Below are 20475 nucleotides of genomic sequence, written 5' to 3'. Positions count from 1 at the left end.
CGGCACGCGCTAACGTCGGGAGCTATGACCGACACTGTTTCCCCGGCGCTGGCCAGACGGATCGCCCTCTCCGCGCAGGGTTTCGGGCGGCCCCTTCCCGCCGACGCCGGCACTCGTCAGCTGAACGCCCTCGTCGACCGGCTCGGAGTGCTGCAGATCGACTCGGTGAACGTGTTCGAACGCAGCCACTACCTTCCTGTGTTCGCCCGGCTCGGTGCCTACGACAAAGCAGCGCTCGACGCCCTCACCTTCGCACCGAAGGGCCGGTACATCGAGTACTGGGGTCATGAGGCGACGATCATGCCGCGCGACAGCTGGCCGTTGTTCCGGTGGCGGATGCAGGGCTACCGCGATCGCAGCTCCGCCGACCCCGAGAGCTGGTCGAACGCGAACACCGAATTCCTGCGCTGGCTCCACTCGGAACTCGCCGAGAAAGGGCCGTTGCCCGCGAGCCAGATCGAGCACGACGCGAACAAGCGGGTCGGTCCATGGTGGGGCTGGTCGGACGTGAAGATCGGCCTGGAGACCCTGTTCCGCTGGGGCGAGATCGTCTCAGCGGGCCGTGTCGGGTTCGAACGCCGCTACGCGCTCCCCGAGCAGGTTCTGCCTGGCGAGGTGCTGGACCGGACCATCCCGAAGGCTGATGCGATCCGGGAACTCGTCAGGCGGTCGGCCGTCGCGCACGGCATCGGAACCCTCGACGACCTGGCGGACTACTACCGCCTTCCCTCCGCAGACGCCAGGCTGGCCGTCGCCGACCTCGAGGACGCGGGCGAGCTCCTGCCCGTGACCGTACCGGGCTGGCTCCGGGGAAACCGGCCGAGGGAGGCCTGGCTCCACCGGGACGCACGTCGGCCTCGCAGCATCGAGGCATCCGCTCTCCTGTCGCCCTTCGACCCGGTCGTCTGGGCGCGCAACAGGGCACACCGGCTGTTCGACTTCCACTACCGGATCGAGATCTACACGCCGAAACACAAGCGCGTCCACGGCTACTACGTGCTTCCCGTGCTGCTCGATGACCGCCTCGTCGCACGCCTCGATCTCAAGAACGACCGCGCCGCAGGCACGCTCCGCGTGCAGTCCGCCTGGCTCGAACCCGGTGCCCCGTCGGATACCCCAGAACGGGTCGCGCAGCTCGTCCGCCGGGCAGCCGCCTGGCAGCGAAACGATTCCGTCACCGTGACCGACCGTGGCACGCTGGCGCGGGCGCTGGCCGGGGCGCTCGGCGTGCCTCTCGGCGTCCCGGCCGATGACGATGGGGAGAAGTCCCCATAGATCAGGGCATTTTGCGCTCAGTGAGTCCCCTTCTTGGATGCTAGGTTTGCAGCGATCACGTACGACGAGGGGAACGCACACATGGCCGAGGACGACAAGACACCGGCAACACCCGGGGGCAATGGGAATGGCCAGGACGGTGAGCCGATAAACGCGCCACAGCCCGGCACTCCCGGCACCGGTCAGGAGCCGTACAGCCAGGGTCCGAGCGACCCCCAGGCTCCATACGCTCCGGGGCAGGACAACCAGCACAACCCGTACACCCAGGGTCAGGCAGCCCCCCAGAACCCGGCCTCGCCGCAGAACCCGTACGGGCAGGCCCCGGCCGCTCCGCAGAACCCGTACACGCAAGGCCAGCCCGCATACGGCCAGGACCCGAGCGCTCCCCAGGCTCCGTACGGTGAGAACCCCTACGGTCAGACCCCCGCGCAGAACCCGTACACGCAGGGACAGCCACCCGTCGACGGTTACAGCCAGGGGGCACAGGCTGCAGCTGCGTACACGCAGGGCGCATACAGCCAGGGCGCTCAGCAGGCAGGTAACCAGGGTGGCTACCCGCAGGCCGGCTATGCTCCCGGCGCGTACCCTCAGGGTCCTGCCGGCGCACCGACCCCGGCGGGCTACCCGCAGCCGGCGGGCGGACAGCGGCCCCCGATGGACCCGAAAAAGAAGAAGAAGATCATCCTCTTCTCGTCGCTCGCCGCCGCACTGGTCCTCCTGCTCATCATCGGTTCGGTCGTCATCAACGTCATCAACTCGACCCAGTACGGCCCCGAAGCTACTGTGCGCAGCTACCTGACGGCGATCAGCCAGGGTAAGGCGTCGCAGGCCAACAAGCTCGTCGACCCCGGAGTGACGAAGGACGCCGCGTCGCTCCTCTCCGATGACGTGCTCGGCGAAGCCAAGGCGCTCATGAAGAACGCCAAGGTCACCAAGGTGTCCTCGCGCGGCGACTCCGCGTACGCCGAGGTCAGCTACAGCGTCGACGGCACCGCCTTCGACGACGTCCTGGAACTCAGCAAGGACGGCAAGCAGGGCGTGTTCTTCGACAAGTGGAAGATCGACAAGCCGCTCCTGTCATCGGTGTACGTGTACACCGACCAGGGCACGGTCGTCTCGGTCAACGGCAAGGACGTCGACTTCGGCAAGGAATACGAACTCGCCGCGTACCCGGGCACCTACGAAATCGGCGCACCTGAGGGCGACTTCTTCGAGGCCGAATCCCAGACGTTCGTCGCTGGTACCGGTTCGAAGGCCAACTACGAAGCGGTCGAACTCGAGTTCACCCCGAGTGAAGGTCTGACCACGGCGGTCCAGGAAGCACTCGACGCCCACCTGGACGAGTGCGCAACGTCGAAGACGGACGACCCTGAGGGTTGCGGGATGTACACCGGCGCTGTCTATGACTTCGCCGATGAGCCGACGATGAAGTACACCGTCGAGAAGTACCCGGTTGCCGTCGTCGACGAGTCCGGCCGGTACTTCTCCACCGAGGGCGGAAAGGTCACGGCAGTCGCGACCGGCACGCTCTACGGCGGTGGCACAGGCACCGAGAGCTACACGACAGGTACGGACTGGAACCTCGACGGTTCCATCGTCATCGACGGTGACGAAGTCACCCTCGAGGACATCTACTAAACGCGCGGTACAACGAAGCGGAGTGGGCCGACAGGCTCGCTCCGCTTCTGCGTTTCAGCGGTAGATGACCGCCAGCCCGTGCGCCACCTCCTCCCGGCGTCCACCCGTTCCGGACCCTGTCACCCGGCGCACCGGGTGAGTTCGACCGACGTGAGTCCGTGAGCAGCTGTGCCGCGTATGAGTCGCGAGTAGCGCTGCCGACGGCTAGAAACCTCCGCCGATGGTCCGCAGCCGGGCGACCCGCTCGTCGATCGGCGGATGTGTGCTGAACAGGCGCGCGACAGCTCCCGGCTTCAGCGGGTCGGAGATCCACAGGTGCGCCATCGACGTGTTCTGCCGCCGCATCGGCCGACCGTAGGCCGCAAGCTTCTCGAGGGCGCTCGCGAGGGCGTCCGGGTGGCGGGTCGTCAGGGCACCGGTGGCATCCGCGAGATACTCACGCTGCCGCGAGACGGCCATCTGCACGAGGCTGGCCAGCAACGGTGCGATGATCATCGCGGCGATCCCGAAGATCAGGACGATCGGGTTCCCCCCACCATTGCTGTTGCGGTTTCCGCCACCGAACCAGACCATGCGCATGAGCATGTCGGCGAGGAAACCGATGGCGACGACGAGCCCGAAGACCATCATCGAGACGCGGATGTCGTAGTTCTGCACGTGGCCCATCTCATGTGCCATGACTCCTTCGAGCTCGGAGTCCGTCAGGATGTCAAGCAGTCCGGTCGTCGCGGCGACCGAGGCGTGCTGGGGGTCTCGGCCGGTGGCGAATGCGTTGGGCGCCGGGTCGTCGATCAGATAGACCTTCGGCATGGGCATACCCGTCGTGATCGCGAGGTTCTCGACGATGCGGTAGAGCCGCGGGTTGTCCGACTTCTGGATCTCGTGCCCGCCGCTGACAGCGAGGGTTTGGCTCGACGCGAAGAAGTACTGGATGACGGCGTAGATCGTCGCTCCGACGAGCGTGAAGATCGTGATGGTCAGGCTGTTGTAGATCGCGCCGGCCAGGGCGCCCAGTCCCCCGATGATGAGCAGGAACACGAGAATGATGACAACGGTGTTCACCTTGTTCTTGCGGATGGCCCGGTACATTCAGTGTCCTTTCGGGGAGACAGAACAGGCTCGGGTGCACGCTGTTCGCGCGCACCCGAGCCCGGAAATCGCTCTGGCGCTTAGAACTGCACGCGCGGCGGCTCTGCGATGGCCGCGTTGTCGGTGACCTCGAAGAACTCGCGCTCGCTGAAACCGAGGTTCTTGGCGATGAGGTGGTTCGGGAAGACCTTGATCTTCGTGTTGAGTTCGCGGACGCCGCCGTTGTAGAACCGGCGTGAGGCCTGGATCTTGTCTTCGGTGTCGACGAGCTCACCCTGCAGCTGCAGGTAGTTCTGGCTGGCCTGGAGCTGTGGGTACGCTTCGGCGACCGCGAAGATCGACTTGAGTGCCTGCTGCATGTGGTTCTCGGCCGCTGACGCGTCTGCCGGGCCCTGCGCGCTGAGGGTCTCGGCTCGCGCCCGCGTGACGTTCTCGAAGACTGCCCGCTCGTGTGCCGCGTAACCCTTCACCGACTCGATCAGGTTGGGGATGAGGTCGGCCCGTCGCTTCAGCTGCACCGTGATGTCGCTCCATGCCTCGTCGACACGGACATTGAGGGACACCAGCGAGTTGTAGGTGACCCAGAAGTAGATGCCGATGATGGCCGCCAGTGCGACGACGATGAGTACCGGAATGAGCCATTCCATGGCGAGAACTCCCTTATGTGCTGTGTGCAGTGCGTACGGGTGACGCCTGTGAACTCCATCATTCTACGTGCCTGACCAGCCCGGGAGCGCGGTAATCAACCCACCTCAAGGCAAACCCTCGGGGTCAGGAACCGAGAACCCGGTCCAGGTACGCGTTGGAAAAGAGGCGGCGGGGGTCGAGCCTGTCTCGGAGGGCGATGAAGTCGCCAAAGTGCGGATACAGCGGGGACAGCGACGCGGCATCCTGCGTGTGCATCTTGCCCCAGTGCGGCCGGCCGCCGTACTCCTGGAAGATCGATTCGACCGCCGCGAAGTACGAGTCCGGGTCTTCGCGGTGATACCGGTGCACGGCGATGTAGCCGGTGGCGCGACCGGATGCCGTCGACATCCAGAGGTCGTCCGATGCGGCGAAACGCACCTCGATCGGGAAGCTGACGCGCCATTTCCTGCGCGCGATGAGCGTCGTGATCTCGCGGACGACGGCCGGAACGTGTTCAGCGGCGACTGCGTACTCCATCTCACGGAAACGGACCGTCCTCCGTGTCGTGAAGACCCGATGGGAGGAGTCCGTGAACCGCCGGTTGCCCGTGAGCTTCTCGGCCAGCCGGTTCACGGTCGGCGTCACGGACGGCACGACCGTTCCAGCGAAGCAGCTGGCACGGTAGATGCCGTTGGCCATGACCGTGTCGTCGACCCAGCGTGAGAGCGGAGGGAGGGGTTTGCGGGGTGCGGATGCCGGCAGTCTCGTGTTCGTCTTCGTCAGGGCGGTCTCGGTGTGGGGGAACCAGTAGAACTCGAAGTGGTCTGCCGTCGCCGCCCGCTCGGCGATGGTGTCGAGCACGTCGGCGAGGGGCTCGGGCCGTTCGACCGCGTCGAGGAGGAACGTCGGCACACACGCGATCGTCACCTCGGCCAGGATGCCGAGCGCGCCGAGGCCCAGCGCGACGGCAGGGAGGAGATCGGCGTTGTCGTCCTTGTCGATCCGCAGCACGTCACCGTCCGCCGTGACGAGCGTGGCGCCGACGACCTGGCTGGCGAGTCCGCCGAACCGCGACCCGGTGCCGTGAGTGCCCGTGGAGATCGCTCCACTTATGCTCTGCCGGTCGATGTCGCCGAGGTTGGCCATGGCAAGGCCGAACGGTGCGATCAGACGCGGGATCTGGTGCAGCCGGGTGCCCGCGTAGAACGAGACATGACCGTCCGGGGTCGGCCGCCCGACCAGGCCGGTGAGGTCATCCAGCGCGAGCTGGACTCCTGTGGCGACCGCAATGCCTGTGAACGAGTGTCCTGCTCCGACGGCCTTGATCGGGATTCCTGACCCGGCGGCGGCCCGGACGGCGCGCTGCACCGCCGCCGTGGTGCGTGGTCGTTCGACCCGGAGTGGCCTCGACTGCTCGGTTCGCGCCCAGTTGTGCCACACTGCCCCGGTCGCCGTCACAGAAACGCCTTTCCCTCGCCGCGATAGGTCGGAAGCCGGTCGATCACCTGGTCGCCGTCGACGACCACGAAGTCGTTCACCCGCTCGCTCAGCTCGCCCGATTTCGAATGCCGGAGCCAGACCCGGTCGCCGGTGCTCAGGCCGGATGCGGCCGCGCCGCGGATCGGCGTCTGCACCTCCCCCGCCATCTCGCGCGGGATCAGCTCGAGGCCTTCCGGCCACGCCAGTCGTGGAAGCCGGTCCTCGCCTGGCGGGCCTGATGCCACCCAGCCGCCGCCGAGGATGACGGCCATCGACGGGGAGGGTTTGCGCACCACCGAGAGCGCGAACGATGCCGCGGGCGCCGGGTGGAACGTGCGGTAGTTGTCGAACAGGTGGCCGCCGAGGATGCCGCTTCCTGCGGCGATCTCGGTGACCGAGTCGTCCTGGGAGGTGCTCTCGACCGAGCCGGTGCCCCCTCCGTTCACGAATTCCAGGTCGGAGACCGCGCGCACGGCCGCAACGGCCTCGCCACGGCGCTCGGTGAGCTCGCGGATCGAGTTTCGCTTCATCCAGCGCATGGTTTTGGACCAGGCACCCCTCGACGCGGTCTTGTCGCCCAGGCCGGCGATCTGTGCCTCGTACGCCATCATCCCGACCAGCGTGTACCCGGGCCGCGCCTCGATCGCTCGCGCGAGAGCCGCCGCCTCTTCCGCCGTGCGGACCGGCGAGCGCCAGACACCCACGTGGCCGAGTGGAGCAGCGGTCTGCCACGACACGTCCAGTTCGAGGCAGACGCGGATGTTCTCCCGTGCGTTCGGCGGCACGCACGCGTCGACGAAATCGAGATGCTCGACCGAATCGACCATCAGCGTCACGCGCGAGGCCGCAACGGGGTCCGCTGCGAGCCTGCAGATTGCCGCGGTGTCCGCCGTCGGGTAGCCCACCACGATGTCGTCCACGGTCTCAGCGAGCCAGAGTGCCTCAGGCAGTGTGAACGCAAGGATTCCGGCGTAGCCGTCGGTGTCCAGAAGGGCGTCGACGAGCCCCCGCACCCTGATCGACTTGCTCGCCACCCTGATCGGCTTGCCTGCTGCACGCCGGACGAGGTCGTGGGTGTTGTGCTGGAGGGCCCCGAGGTGCAGCACGGCGAGCGGGCTTTCAAGACCTGCCGTCGCGGCATCGAGCCCCGTCCAGAACCGATTCGGGTCCTGCCAGGGCGCCGGAGTTGGGACCGCCTTGCCCATGGCGGAGAGCGTGATGGCCATCGGCCCTCCCTTCCGGTCTCCACGCTAGCGGTTCCCGGCCCCAGGACGCCCTGTCTCTGAGACTGAGAATGACCCCCAAACAGGCGTGGCGGTTTGACATCAGGCAGGGCCGGCTCGTAAATGGAAGCACGGTGGGGATACTCAGAGTTGCTCGACGTGTTGGGGGCCGGTCGGCGCAGCTGACCTGGCGACGCTCGCGAGCCTCCGGGTCGATCATGGCAGCATCCGTCGCTCTCATTCTGCTCCTAGCCGCTCCGACCGCCGCCCATGCCGACCCCGACGACCTTCCGCTGGCGCCTGAAACCGCACCCACGATCACCTCGCCGGACACCGGAGAGTTCCTCGGCTCTGCGAGCACGGTGATCACCGGCACCAAGGCCGCGGGATCGGAAGTCCAGATCCTCGCCGGCTCGTCGCGCACGAATGTCTGCACGGTCGAGAGCGATGACACCGACTTCTCCTGTGAAGTCTCTCGTCTGCCCAGCGGCCCGTCGATCAGTCTTTCCGCCGTACAACTGGGCGAAGGGGGCCCCAACCTCGAGTCTGTTCCCGTCGTAGTCGACGTCCTCGCTGAGCCCACGATCGCAGGGTCGACGCTCCAGCTGACCAGCGGCCTGGTCCAGGGCGGCGGCTACCCCAACGCGACGATCACCCTCTCCGTCGGCGGCGGATCATCGTGGAGCTTCCCTGCCGGTCCGGATGGCACGTGGGCCTACGTCCTGCCCCGCTCCATCGGAAGCGGTGCACACACGCTCACGGCGACGCAGGCGACCTCGTTCAGCCACGGCCGGCAATCGAACCCCGCCCCCGAGAGACGAATCCTCCTCGACGTCGACGCACCAGCCGTTCCGCGGCTGACATCCCCCGCCCCCGGCAGCACCGTCCGCACGAGCGGTGTGGTGTTCGCCGGCACCGGAGAGAATCAGGCGACCGTCGAAGTCTTCGCGGTCACGGCATCGGGCTCGGACGTCGCCCTGTGCTCGGCCGTCGTCTCCCGCGGGTCGTGGACCTGCACAGGTGCTGCTCTGCCCGCCGGCACGGCCAGGGTGACGGCGTTCCAGAAGGATGCCGCAGGCAACGTCGGCGGAGGGAGCGCCCCGCTCGAGCTTCGGATCGTGGCGCCATCGACGACGTCGCCGTCCCCGAGCCCGACACAGGAGGACAGCGAAGGGCCCGATCCGGCTCCCGTGGTTCCCGCCGTCCCGCCGACGACACCCAGCCCGACTCCGCCCGGATCCGGACCGACGACCACCCCCGAGTCGAACGGCTGGGTGAACGCGACGCCGTTCACGTCCGGGGTGCCGTCGGCGCTCGGCGCCGTCGACCTGTCCTGGCTCCGCGCGCTTTCCCTGGCCGCCGTGGCCATCCTGCTCCTGCTCGTGCCGGCCCGGATGCTGGCGACCACCGTCGGCGCACGCCGCGCGGGCCACCGCCCGCCGAGCCTCACCGGCAGGAACCGGGTACCGACGCACGACGATCCCGATCCCCTCGTCTCGACACCCGGCGCCGTCCTCACCGCCGGCGGTGCGGTCGTGGCCGCAGGCGGCATCGTCCTGTTCGCCAATCCCGTCCACGGGCAGCCGGAATACCTCCGCGTTTTCCTCGCTTCGGTGATCGCGATCGCTCTGCTGAACCTGGCCTCCACATACCTGCCGAAGCTCCTTGCGCCCCGGTGGGCGGCGAGCACAGCGCGGATCGCGCTGTCGCCGCGGTTCCTCGTCACGGTCGCCGCCGTCGCCCTCTTCTCACGCCTGCTCGACCTGCAGCCCGCTCTGCTGTTCGGCGTCGTCTTCACCGTCTCCGCCGTAACAGGACTCCGAACCGCCCGTGGCGTCCTCGCCCTGATCCGCATCGGTGTGGTGTTCACATTCGGCCTCGTGGCCTGGCTCGCCTCCACGGTGCTCGGCGCGCCCTCCGGCTTCGCCGACATCCTCCTCACCGAAGTAGCGAACATCGCCGCAACCGCCGGCATCGGCTCCGCGGCGATCCTCCTCGTACCGCTGGGGAGACTGGATGGCCGGGCGCTGCTGATCTGGTCACGACCAGCCTGGTTCGCCTCTGCGTTCGTCGTGCTGACCGTCCTCTTCGCGCTCCTCGCTCCCGTCGTCGACGTGTGGCAGAACAGCGGCGGCATCCTGATCGGGCTGTTCGCTCTCGTCGTGTTCGGCGCCATCGGGATCTCCGTCTGGCTCTGGCGCCGCCTCGTCCAGCCCGACCTGACCTCGGACTGAATCCACCGCCCACGGGCTGACGACGTCGTCCGTGTCGGTCGCCTGCAGGAGAATGGGAGCGTGTTCATCGTGCTGTCAGGGTCCCCCCGCGGTGCGGTGACCCTGACAGAACTCGACGACGACGGTGCCGTCACGGGGTCGTTCCTGCTCGGCGCCGACGTGTCTGGAGACATCGCGCGACGTGAGCGCGACCGCCCGCGCTGGGTATGGAGCGACACGACCCTCTGGTATCCGGTGCTCCTGGCCGCCGGGATCACGATCGAACGCACGCACGATCTGCGCCTCTGCCACCGCATTCTCAAGCTGTCAGAGGCCACGAGGGGAACGCAGCTGGCCGACGCACCGCAGAACGCCTGGGATCAGGCCGCCGTCCCGTCGAGCGATCACACGAACACGCTCTTCGATGACGGGCCATCCCCGGACGAAGCCGACCCGGTGGAGGAGTTCCTGCTGCAACGGCGCACCCTGGACGAGGTCGCGAGGGCCGAGCCGGAGCGAGCGTCGCGCCTGCGGCTGCTTCTGGCCGCTGAGTCGTGTGGCGCGCTGATCGCGGAAGAGATGCGACAGCGCGGGATGCCATGGCGGGCGGACGTTCACGCGGCCACCCTGTCCGAGGTCCTCGGTCCGCGGCCGCAGTTCGGCGGACGCCCGGCGAAGCTGGAGATCCTGGCTGAGCAGATCCGCGTAGCGCTCGACGCCCCGAGCCTCAACCCCGATTCGCAGCCCGAGCTGCTCCGCGCGCTGAAGCGCGCCGGCCTGGCCGTCACCGGAACGAGCAAATGGGACCTCCGCGAGCTGGAGCATCCGGCGATCGCACCGCTCCTCGAGTACAAGAAGCGCGCCAGACTGCTGTCTGCCAACGGCTGGGTGTGGATGGATGCCTGGATCCGCGACGGCCGGTTCCATCCCGAGTACGTCGTCGGGGGCGTGGTCACCGGGAGGTGGGCGACGCGGGGCGGCGGCGCGCTGCAACTGCCTGCGCAGGTGCGTGGCGCGGTGATGGCCGATGACGGCTGGACCCTCGTCGTCGCGGATGCCGCACAGCTCGAGCCGCGCATCATCGCGGCGATGTCCCGAGACGAGGCCATGGCGAATGCCGGCCGCGGACGCGACCTCTACCAGGGGCTCGTCGACGCCGGGGTCGTCGACACCCGGGCGCACGCCAAGGTGGCGATGCTCGGCGCACTGTACGGCGCGACCACCGGCGAAAGCGCGCAGCTCATGCCCAGGCTCACCCGGGCGTTCCCGCGGGCGATCGGTCTCGTCGAGGCAGCAGCGAGGTCCGGGGAGCGTGGCGAGCAGGTGAGCACCTGGCTCGGTCGCAGTTCCCCGCTGCCCGGCGAGAACTGGCACGAGGTCCAGCGCGCGGGGACCGACCCTGAGGCAACCGCACAGGACGAACGTCGCGCTCGTCAGGTTGGCCGCGATTGGGGCCGCTTCACACGAAACTTCGTCGCCCAGGGCACCGCGGCGGAATGGGCCATGTGCTGGATGGCCGGCCTTCGGCAGCGACTGCGGGCGCTGGGCGACGAGCGGGGTGAACCGCACCTGGTGTTGTTCCTCCACGACGAAGTCATGGTCCACTCCCCCGAGCACCTGGCGGATGCCGTCGGCGACGCGATCCGAGAAGCAGCCGCCGAGGCCGGTCGCCTCCTGTTCGGCACGTTTCCGGTGGACTTCGCGCTGACCGTTGCAGCGGTGTCGAGCTACGACCAGGCGAAGTAGGGCGCCGTCACGCCAGCCTCGCCACCATCTCGACGGGAGCGAGCACCCCTGCCTTCATGCCGGCGAGGAGGTTGCCCATCCGGTTCCTGCCGTCCGGACCGAGCACGAGGTGCATGCCGAGTGGTGACGGCTGACCGCCCGGTGACGGCTGCGGGCCCCGTTCGATGAACTCGATCCCGGCGTCACGGCGATCGGTGGTGCTCTCGACGGTGAACCCTGCCGCCTGGAGCGCCTTCGCGTAGTCATCCGGCGAGCCGACGAACGAGATGTCTGCCGTCGGTGCCCACGGCTGGGGATAGGTCATCTCCCCGGAACTCGTGATCATGATGTCGTAGAGGGCGAAGACTCCCCCCGGCTTGAGAACCCTGGACACTTCGGTGAACAGGGCCGGCTTGTCTGCGATGTTCATCCCGACGTGGATCATCGTGGCCACGTCGAACTCGTCGTCGGTGAACGGCAGTCGGAGTCCGCTTCCCTCGATGAAGGCGACGTTCTCGGAGAGGCCGGTCCTGCCGGTGAGGGACGTGGCGGTTCGGACGAACTCCGGCGTGACGTCCACGCCGACGACCGTCGCCCCGAAATGGTGCGCGAAGAGCCGCGCAGGTCCGCCGATGCCTGAGCCGACGTCGAGCACGGTCGACCCTGCAGCGATCCCGGCCGCGCGGGCCAGGTCGCGGGTCGCCTGGACACCGCCGACGTGGAACTCATCGACGGCGAGGAGGTCGTCGGGCTCGAGCCGATTCAGGTCATGCCCTGTTCGCACCAGTGCGTCGAGGATCGAGTCCTCGAGCTCAGGGTTACCGTAGTGGCGGGCGACGGCGGTGTCGGTGTCCATGGCATGTCCTCTTCATCGAGTTGTCCGCGAAGTATACGCGCGGAGGCACATGCCGGGACAGGGGTAAGGCGAGGAGACCGACTGTCGTCAGCCTGCGACCTTCGGGTTCGACACACAGGCAAGGAAGGCCTTCCATGCCGGATCGGTGACGAAGCGGACGACGGGGATGTTCTCGGTCGAGTCGTTCCGCCCGAGAGGAACGAGGGTGATCGCTCCGGCCCGAGGGACCGCGAGGAAGAAGCTGCCGTGACGGACTGCGATGAACATGTCGGCTCCTGCCGGAGGAATGAATGGCGCTGCGAGGCTGGTTGCCGCTCGAGCGAGCGAGAACCGGTTCAGGGAGACCGTGACGGTCTTGCCTGCTGTGAGGAACTTGAGTGGGTCGACGTGCTTGCCGTCGAGCCAGAGGCCGTTGTGGACATGCTTGCCGCTGGCCGCTAGCGCGGACTTTCCCGCGAGCCCGACGATGTCGCCCATCGTGACCGTGGCGCCCACTCTGAAATTGGCCGGCCCGTCGAGGGAGTGATGGGACGTCTCGATGCCGTTGTCGTGCCGGATGCGAATGTACCAGCCGAACTCGGGGTGCTTCTTCTCCTGCGGAGACGCGACCACGACACCGTCACCGAACGCCGAATGCTCGTACCTCTTGCCGTTCGCTGTGTCGACGCCTTTGTGGAAGTTGCGTTTCCCGGTTTTCTTCAGGACGCGATCGCCGTACGGGCTCGACACCGGGACGGAGGTCATTCTCAGGCGCGCGGTGGCCATCAGCAGCTCGCCGTCGGCTCGAACGCCTGCACGGGATGTCGCAGAGCCGCAGGCACAGCGGGAACCGAGCCTGCCTCCGTCGAGTCCGTGAGGCCAGGCGAACCGGGAAAAACACCAGTGCGGGCCATGCTCTGCTCCGAGACCAAGAATACGCACGGTCAGCGGATTGGAACAGGCCACGCACGAAAAACCGCCCGGATCTGATCGCCGGTCGGGCGACGGGCGTATGAGCGCACAGCTCGGACGCAGTCCCCCAGAGAGGGGACTGATCGTTACCCGGTGCATCGGCATAGGCTGACGACCTGGGCAAGGGGCATTGCTCGGGAGAAAGCGATAGTCCCCTCGCAATACTCCGAATGCATTGCGAGGGGACATTTGCCCGATCGGGGGCACTCCCGGGCCCCTCAACCGTATTGGTTCGCCCAGGCACTCCGGTATCCCTCGGACGGGGCCGTGGCATCGATGATCGCCGTCAACGGTTGCAATTCGGTGAATATCTGGTGCACCCCTGCCGCCGGGGCATCCCGGATCCTATTCTCGAAGACATGAGCGGGCGTCCTCGGCGTGTGTGTCAGTTCTGCAGGGAACTGAGTCTGATCCTGGAGCTCTCCGAGGGTGCGATCAACGACACCGCTCCTGCCTGGCGCTGCCACAACAAGTACTGCGAGCACCACAACGAGGTGCAGTGCCTGAAACCGTCGGCGAGGCAGCGAGGCGACGCTCGAGATCATCACGAGGCCCGCGGCTGACGTGAGGGCAGTGGTACCCCCGGTGGGACTCGAACCCACACTGGAGCGATTTTAAGTCGCCTGTCTCTGCCATTGGACTACGGGGGCGTGCGGTTCCAGCTTATGGGGCGCGTCACGGCGATCCAGACGGAATACCACGTTCAGGGAACGACGACGACCTTGCCGAGTGCACGGCTCTCCCCGACGCGGCCGAGCGCCTGCGGCACCTCGTCGAGGGTGAACGTACGGTCGATGTGGATGCCGACTTCGCCGGCGACACATCGTTCCGCGACCGGCTCGAAATATGCAGGCCCCTCCCGAGCGACGAGGATCCCCATTCGGCGACCAGTGACGAGCCCGATCGCCGCCCCGACCGTCACGATTCTCAGGAGCGCCCGGACGCTGCCGCCCACGCAGTAGTACCGCCCGCCCGGCGCCAGCGCCCGGCGGTACGCGAAGACGGATCGATGGGCGACGAGATCGAGCACCAGGTCGAACGGCTCCATACGGGTGAAGTCCTGCGTGCGGTAGTCGACCACGGCGTCAGCGCCGAGCTCGCGCATGAAGTCGAGCTTGCCTGCGTTGTCGACACCTGTCACGTGCGCACCGGCGAGCCCGGCCAGCTGGATCGCGAAGGACCCGGCGCCGCCCCCCGCCCCGTTGATCAGCACCCGCGCGCCCGGACGAGCGAGCGACATCCCCTGACTCGCAATCGCTCCGGCCTGTGGCAAGGTCGAGGCCTCGGCGAACGTGAGTTCCACCGGTTTGGTTGCGAGAGCATCCGCCGACGCCACAGCGAATTCGGCGAACCCGCCCAGAAGAGCCAGATTGTCGCCGTACACCTCGTCCCCGACCCGGAACCGGGTGACTCCGGGTCCGACGGCAGTGACCCGCCCGGCGATGTCGGAGCCGAGCACTCGACGCCTCGGCGCTCGCAGGCCGCCGATCCTGGCGTACCCCGGAGATCCAGTCAGCCCTTCCCAATCCGAGAGGTTGACGGAAGTCGCGGCGATCTCGACGAGCACCTGGCCAGCGCCCGGCACCGGCACGGGGACGTCCTCGACCCTCAGTACGTCCGGCAGGCCGTACCGGTCGTGAACGACGGCTTTCATGCGTCAGCCGGTTCGGCACCGACCACGCGACCGTCACCGCCGGTGACGTAACGGCCGATGGAGAGATCGAGCACGACGATGGTGTTTCCGAACGGATCGTTGACGACCGCAAGGCGTCCGACGGGAATGTCCGTCGGGGCGACGACGACCGATCCCCCGGCGCTGACGATGTCCACCACGGCATCGTCCGCGGACTCCACGAGCCAGTTCACGGCCGCGTCGAGCGTCGTGGTCAGCACCAGTTCGGTGTCACTCGCCGGCAGACGCAAACCCGCCTGCCCGATGTCGTCGTTGCGCCACGCCAGCTCGTGGCCCAGCCGATCCCGGTAGAAGCGGAGCCCCTCCTCGATATCCGGCACGGGGATCATGACGGCGTCCACGGAGCGAAGAATCGCTGTTCTGTTCATCGATCGCCTCCCAACAGTCGGCTGAGGCGATTCTAGACAGACATCCCCGCCAACGGGAAAGGCCCGGTCCGTTCCCGGACCGGGCCTTTCTCTTTCTCGAGCTACTTCGACGCGGCGACAGCTTCCTTCTCGGCCACAGGCTTGGGGGCCTTCTTCGTCGCAGGCTTCTTCACGGTTTCGACCGGCTTCACCACTTCGGCCGCAGCAGGCTTGGGCCGGGAGGCGAACTCCTCGAACGCGGCGCGCGGGTTCTGCGCGGCGCTGAGGTTCACAATGTCGCGGCCCAGGAAGAAGTTGTTCACCCAACCGACGATGACGCGGATCTTGCGCTCCCACGTCGGCATGGCGAGTCCGTGGTAGCCACGGTGCGCGAGCCAGGCCGGAAGGCCCTTGATGGCGATCTTGCCGGCCTGGAAGACGCCGACGCCAAGACCGAGGCCGGCGACGGCACCCATGTTCTTGTGGAAGTACTGCTTGGGCTCTTCGCCCCGCAGCACGGCAACGATGTTCTTGGCCATGAGCTTGCCCTGACGCACAGCGTGCTGTGCGTTCGGAACGCAGAAGCCGCCGACTCCGCCACCGGACAGGTCGCGGATCGCGGTGACGTCACCGGCGCCCCAGGCATCCGGAATGAACTCGTCATCGGTGCCGACGCGGAGGTCAGGACGGACGACGAGGCGCCCGCGCTCTTCGATCGGAAGGTCGGTGTTGCGAACAATCTGCGGGTTCGCCATGACGCCTGCGGTCCAGACGATGAGGTCTGACTCGAATGTCTCACCCGTCGACAGCTCGATCTTGCCGTCGAGCGCAGACGAGAGCTGGGTGTCGAGGTGCACGAGGGCTCCTCGCTGGGCCAGGTTCTTGAGCACCCAGTGGCTGGTCTTCAGGCTGACCTCGGGCATGATTCGCCCCATGGCCTCGATGAGGTGGAACTGGACGTCCTCGAAGGTGATCTGCGGGTACCGTTTCAGCAGAGCGCTGGCGAATGAACGCAGCTCGGCGAACACCTCGATGCCGGCGAACCCTCCGCCGACGACGACGAAGTTGAGCAGGCGGTCGCGTTCGGGGCCGGCGGGAAGGCTGGCCGCCTTGTCGAAGTTGGCCAGCATGCGGTCGCGGATCGCGATCGCCTCTTCGATCGTCTTGAGGCCGATGGCCTGGTCGGCGACACCCGGGATCGGGAAGGTCCGCGACACGGCGCCTGCGGTGACCACGACGATGTCGTAATCGAACTCCCACGATTCGCCGAGAGAAGGCTGGATGGTGGCCTTCTTGTCCGCGTGGTTGATGTTGGTGACCTTGGCGGTGATCACCGTCGTCTTCTTGAGGTGGCGTCGCTGGGCGACCACCGCGTGGCGGGGCTCGATCGAGCCTGCAGCGACCTCCGGGAGGAAAGGCTGGTACGTCATGTAGGGAAGCGGGTCAACGACGGTGACCTCTGCTTCGCCGTGGCGAAGCCACTTTTCCAGCTTCCATGCGGTGTAGAAACCGGCATAGCCGCCGCCGACAATCAGAATTTTTGGCACGGTGAGAATTCTCCTACTGGGGGGTCACAAGGACTCAAACAGGTTACTTACTGCGAGACACACGTTTGAATTGCCGGGTAGCGGCGATGGCACCGAGCACTACTAGGGTACCAGTTCCCAGGAACAGGGCGAGCGGGAGGCTGACATAGAGCAGGCTGTCCCGCGTCGGCAGGAACGGATTGGCCGGTCCGGCCACGGTATCGAGCGGAGGCACGGTCGGGATGCTTCCCTCATCTTCAGGCACAGGCTGAGGTGTGGATGCGGCCTTCCTGTGCTGGGTGATCCACGCGGCCAGGTCGCCCATCGGGTTGGCGTCGACGGAGGGAACGTCAGCCGTGAGTGCGGCGAGAGCGTTGATGTAGCCGTATCCATAGATCGCGCTGGGGAGCTTCTCGCCTGCCACGGGCGACGCGGTCTTGATGATCCGATTGATCACGTTGGCGGCATCCATGTCCGGGTAGCGCGAGCGCACGAGGGCAGCGATTCCCGCGACGATCGGCGACGCGCCCGAGGTACCGGCCCACTGAACGTAACTGCCGTCCGGAGACACTCCGACGAGCTCCTCGCTCGGTGCGGCCACCGACAGGGTGATGCCCTGGCTGGACGCGTCATAGCTGGCCTTGCCTGACGGGTCGACCCCGGCGACGACGAGCACGCCGGGGATCGTTGCAGGGGCACCGACCTCGTCTGTGCCGCTGCCGCGGTTGCCTGCGGCAGCAACGATGATGACGTCGTGCTCGTTGGCGTAGGTGAAGGCTTCGTCCCAGCTCTCCGGCCAGTCCTTCGTGTTCGTCGTGAGCGACATGTTGATGACGTCAGCACCGTTGTCGACAGCGAAGTGGATGGCGTCGGCGATCTGGTCGGCGAACGGGATGGTCGATCCGCTCGAGCCGAAACCGACGGAGATGGCGATGAGGTTCGCTGAGGGCGCGGTGCCGATGACCCCGGTGTCGCTTCCGTTGCCCCGGCCGGCCGCGAGCGATGCCACCCAGCTGCCGTGCGGGTTCTCGTCCGCTCCACCGACCGGTGTGCGTCCGTCTGCGCTTCCGACACCGGATGCGTCATGACCGGCGACGACCGCGCCGGTGAATTCAGGGGGCCCGCTCGCGATGCCGGTGTCGATGATCGCGATCGTCGCCCCAGCACCTGTGCTGAACTTCCATGCCTCCGAGACGCCGTAGTCGGCGAGCCAGTATTCGGCGTCCCTGACGGGGTCGGCACTCGCCGGGCTGGCGCCGGCCGTCGCCGTGCCCGCCACGATGAGGGCGGTCAGCCCGCCTGCGAAGATCCCCCGATACTTCATGCCCCTGCTCACTCCCCCGCCGGAACGGTTTCTGCGATGTCGACGACGCACTGGCACACCGTCGGACTCCAGTCTGCACGTTCGAGCGCAAGATCGCCGACCGGATTCACTCCCGGCCCTGCCGCGAGCGTATGACCGACGAGAGCGTGGAGGCATTTCACGCGCACAGGCATCCCCCCTGCGGAGATGCCGGCGATCTCAGGAACCACGGCGATGCTCTCCCGATCGGCGAGGTACGCCGCGTGCGCTGCGGCGTAGCCGGACCGCAGCGCGTCGTCGTCAGCCAGCAGGTCGTTGTACTCGTTCATCACCTGTGTCGCCTCGAGGGCAGACACTGCTGCGGTCGCCGCGGGGTGGGTGAGGTAGTAGAAAGTCGGGAACGGGGTCCCGTCGTCGAGCCGCGGAGAGGTGGAGACCACGGTCGGTGCTCCGCACACGCAGCGGGCGGCGATCCCCACCACGTTGCGCGCGGGGCGGCCCAGCTGGGCTGAGACGGCCCGGATGTCCTCAGCCGTCACGGTCTCGAAAGGCGGTGTCGTCATGCATCCATTATCCCTGCTCGGGACGACGGGTCAGGGCGTCGGCTCAGGGGTGGGCGTCGCCGGGACACCCGAGTCGGTGGCGACCTCGGCGAGACCTGCGCTGACGAGGGAAGCGAGCATGGATTCAGCCCAGTCGACCCTGGTGGCCTGTAGCTCCGTGCTGACCGGCGCTTCCGACTCTCCGAACAGCGCGGCATCCACGTCGTTCATGACGATGAAGCTGATCTCACCGGGGTTCACATAGAAGAGCCGGTCGCGCGCCTGCGTCATCACGTATGTGCTGTCGTTCCACCGTTCACGTTCTTCGCTGAGCCGGCTGATCTCGTCTTCGCTGGCGTCGACGGATGCCTGCAGCTGCGCGATCTGCTGGCGCTGCTCGATGTATGACTTGAGGTTCGGCGCGATGACGATGATCCCCAGAACGAGAAGCGCCATCATCAGCAGTCCGAACCCGGAGAAACGGATGCCGCGGATCCAGCTGCCCGCCTCGGATTCGGGCACAGCGACAACGGGCTCGGGCAGGCGCGCGTCGCGCTCGCGGCCGATGCGCCACTTGCCTGCCTGCGTGCCGGTGGAACCCGGTCGTCTGGCCATGCGTACCGCCCCGTTCCTGTCGTCGCTCCACGCACAACTCCCGGTGTGCGCCGATTTCTCAGCGCGCACCGGGAGTCGGGTGAAAGTGGTTTACGCCGAGAACCTCGGGAAGGCGCCGCGACCCGCGTAGACCGCGGATTCGCCCAGCTCTTCTTCGATCCTCAACAGCTGATTGTACTTTGCGACCCGCTCGGATCGGGCAGGCGCACCGGTCTTGATCTGGCCCGCGTTGGTCGCGACCGCGAGGTCGGCGATGGTCGTGTCCTCGGTCTCACCTGAACGGTGGGAGAGGATCGCCGTGTAGCTGGAGCGCTGCGCAAGGGCGACGGCGTCGAGCGTCTCGGTGAGCGTTCCGATCTGGTTCACCTTGACGAGGATCGAGTTGCCGACCTTGAGGTCGATGCCCTTGCCGAGACGGCTCGGGTTCGTCACGAACAGGTCGTCGCCGACGATCTGGACCTTGTCGCCGAGTTCAGCGGTGAGGTGCTGGTAGCCTTCCCAGTCCTCTTCCTCGAGCGGGTCTTCGATCGACACGAGCGGGTACGCGGCAACGAGCTCGGCGTAGTACGCGCTGAGGTCCTGTGCCGAGAGCTGCTTGCCCTCGAAGTGGTACGAACCGTCCTTGAAGAACTCGGTCGCCGCGACGTCGAGCGCGAGGGCGATGTCCTTGCCGGGGGTGTAGCCGGCGTTGGTGATTGCCTCGACGATGAGGTCGAGCGCTGCGCGGTTGCTCGGCAGGTTCGGTGCGAATCCGCCCTCGTCGCCGAGCCCGGTTGCGAGGCCCTTCGACTTGAGGAGCGCCTTCAGCGCGTGGTAGGTCTCGACGCCCCAGCGCAGGCCTTCAGAGAAGCTCTCGGCCCCGAGGGGAACGATCATGAACTCCTGGATGTCGACGTCGTTGTCCGCGTGGGATCCGCCGTTGATGATGTTGAGGAGCGGCACGGGGAGTACGTGTGCGTTCGGCCCACCGAGGTAGCGGTAGAGCGGGAGGTCTGCAGCCTGCGCTGCGGCCTTCGCGACGGCGAGGCTGACACCGAGGATGGCGTTGGCGCCGAGGCGTTCCTTGTTGTCGGTGCCGTCGAGGTCGATGAGGGTCTTGTCGAGCAGGCGCTGGTCGTCGGCTTCGAGGCCTTCGACCGCTGCACCGATCTCGTCGAGGATGCCGTCGACGGCCTTGAGCACGCCCTTGCCCTGGTAACGGTCGGAGTCACCGTCGCGCAGTTCGTACGCTTCGAATGCGCCGGTGGATGCGCCGGATGGAACGGCAGCGCGCTCCACAACGCCGTTGTCGAGGAGGACCTCGACCTCAACGGTCGGGTTCCCACGGGAATCCAGAATTTCGCGAGCGCCTACAGCCTCAATGAGTGCCACAG

17 protein-coding genes and 1 tRNA gene are annotated in these 20475 nt (G+C 67.1%); 4 read left to right on the top strand and 14 right to left on the bottom strand.

Features of this window, described 5'->3' with window-relative positions; all coding sequences use genetic code 11:
- Positions 1–24: 24 nt before the first annotated feature.
- Both AC1M2K_RS10570 and AC1M2K_RS10565 read left to right on the top strand, forming a co-directional pair.
- Positions 25–1275, top strand: a complete 1251-nt coding sequence (locus tag AC1M2K_RS10570) for a winged helix-turn-helix domain-containing protein (protein ID WP_480240953.1) — start codon at positions 25–27, stop codon at positions 1273–1275.
- A gap of 81 nt (positions 1276–1356) precedes the next feature.
- Complete coding sequence (locus tag AC1M2K_RS10565; RefSeq protein ID WP_480240952.1) at positions 1357–2913, top strand: zinc ribbon domain-containing protein; 1557 nt, start codon at positions 1357–1359, stop codon at positions 2911–2913.
- A 204-nt stretch (positions 2914–3117) separates the two neighbouring features.
- Here the strand turns inward: AC1M2K_RS10565 and AC1M2K_RS10560 are convergent, their stop codons facing one another.
- The 4 genes from AC1M2K_RS10560 to AC1M2K_RS10545 all read right to left on the bottom strand — a co-directional run bounded on the left by AC1M2K_RS10560 (position 3118) and on the right by AC1M2K_RS10545 (position 7334).
- Positions 3118–4002, bottom strand: coding sequence for a M48 family metalloprotease (locus AC1M2K_RS10560; RefSeq protein ID WP_480237147.1), 885 nt, complete (start codon positions 4000–4002; stop codon positions 3118–3120).
- Between the two features lie 80 nt (positions 4003–4082).
- Complete coding sequence (locus AC1M2K_RS10555) at positions 4083–4649, bottom strand: LemA family protein (protein WP_480237148.1); 567 nt, start codon at positions 4647–4649, stop codon at positions 4083–4085.
- 124 nt (positions 4650–4773) lie between these two features.
- Complete coding sequence (locus AC1M2K_RS10550; RefSeq protein WP_480240951.1) at positions 4774–6087, bottom strand: D-arabinono-1,4-lactone oxidase; 1314 nt, start codon at positions 6085–6087, stop codon at positions 4774–4776.
- Complete coding sequence (locus AC1M2K_RS10545; protein ID WP_480240950.1) at positions 6084–7334, bottom strand: alanine racemase; 1251 nt, start codon at positions 7332–7334, stop codon at positions 6084–6086. Before AC1M2K_RS10545 ends, AC1M2K_RS10550 begins: the two co-directional genes overlap by 4 nt.
- Positions 7335–7549: 215 nt before the next feature.
- Between AC1M2K_RS10545 and AC1M2K_RS10540 the strand changes: the two genes are divergently transcribed.
- Both AC1M2K_RS10540 and AC1M2K_RS10535 read left to right on the top strand, forming a co-directional pair.
- On the top strand, positions 7550–9565 hold the full coding sequence (locus AC1M2K_RS10540) for a hypothetical protein (RefSeq protein ID WP_480240949.1): 2016 nt from the start codon (positions 7550–7552) through the stop codon (positions 9563–9565).
- A 60-nt stretch (positions 9566–9625) separates the two neighbouring features.
- Complete coding sequence (locus tag AC1M2K_RS10535; protein WP_480240948.1) at positions 9626–11290, top strand: bifunctional 3'-5' exonuclease/DNA polymerase; 1665 nt, start codon at positions 9626–9628, stop codon at positions 11288–11290.
- 7 nt (positions 11291–11297) lie between these two features.
- On the opposite strand, the gene AC1M2K_RS10530 is transcribed toward AC1M2K_RS10535, so the two are convergent.
- The 10 genes from AC1M2K_RS10530 to eno form a co-directional block, all read right to left on the bottom strand.
- Entirely contained in the window at positions 11298–12125 is an 828-nt protein-coding gene (locus AC1M2K_RS10530; protein WP_480237153.1) for a class I SAM-dependent methyltransferase, read from the bottom strand.
- 87 nt (positions 12126–12212) lie between these two features.
- A complete protein-coding gene (locus AC1M2K_RS10525) occupies positions 12213–12890 on the bottom strand; it encodes a M23 family metallopeptidase (protein WP_480240947.1) in 678 nt (225 codons plus the stop codon).
- 760 nt (positions 12891–13650) lie between these two features.
- Positions 13651–13726 (bottom strand) — tRNA-Leu (locus AC1M2K_RS10520).
- A 53-nt stretch (positions 13727–13779) separates the two neighbouring features.
- Positions 13780–14730: an NAD(P)-dependent alcohol dehydrogenase gene (locus AC1M2K_RS10515; RefSeq protein WP_480240946.1), complete on the bottom strand. Its 951-nt coding sequence runs from the start codon at positions 14728–14730 to the stop codon at positions 13780–13782.
- Positions 14727–15137 carry a VOC family protein gene (locus tag AC1M2K_RS10510; protein WP_480240945.1) on the bottom strand — a complete coding sequence of 137 codons (411 nt, stop codon included), beginning with the start codon at positions 15135–15137 and terminating at the stop codon, positions 14727–14729. The genes AC1M2K_RS10515 and AC1M2K_RS10510 overlap by 4 nt, the downstream gene beginning before the upstream one ends.
- Before the next feature lie 101 nt (positions 15138–15238).
- On the bottom strand, positions 15239–16663 hold the full coding sequence (locus AC1M2K_RS10505) for an NAD(P)/FAD-dependent oxidoreductase (protein ID WP_480237157.1): 1425 nt from the start codon (positions 16661–16663) through the stop codon (positions 15239–15241).
- Between the two features lie 43 nt (positions 16664–16706).
- Complete coding sequence (locus AC1M2K_RS10500) at positions 16707–17966, bottom strand: S8 family serine peptidase (protein ID WP_480240944.1); 1260 nt, start codon at positions 17964–17966, stop codon at positions 16707–16709.
- Positions 17967–17974: 8 nt separating this feature from the next.
- Positions 17975–18508, bottom strand: a complete 534-nt coding sequence (locus AC1M2K_RS10495; RefSeq protein ID WP_480240943.1) for a DUF501 domain-containing protein — start codon at positions 18506–18508, stop codon at positions 17975–17977.
- A gap of 30 nt (positions 18509–18538) precedes the next feature.
- Complete coding sequence (locus AC1M2K_RS10490; protein ID WP_480237160.1) at positions 18539–19102, bottom strand: FtsB family cell division protein; 564 nt, start codon at positions 19100–19102, stop codon at positions 18539–18541.
- Between the two features lie 90 nt (positions 19103–19192).
- Entirely contained in the window at positions 19193–20473 is a 1281-nt protein-coding gene (gene eno / locus AC1M2K_RS10485) for a phosphopyruvate hydratase (RefSeq protein ID WP_480237161.1), read from the bottom strand.
- Between the last annotated feature and the right edge of the window lie 2 nt (positions 20474–20475).

It is taken from the genome of Mycetocola sp. Y171 (assembly GCF_056713165.1).
This window is presented reverse-complemented; position numbering and strand designations above follow the sequence as displayed.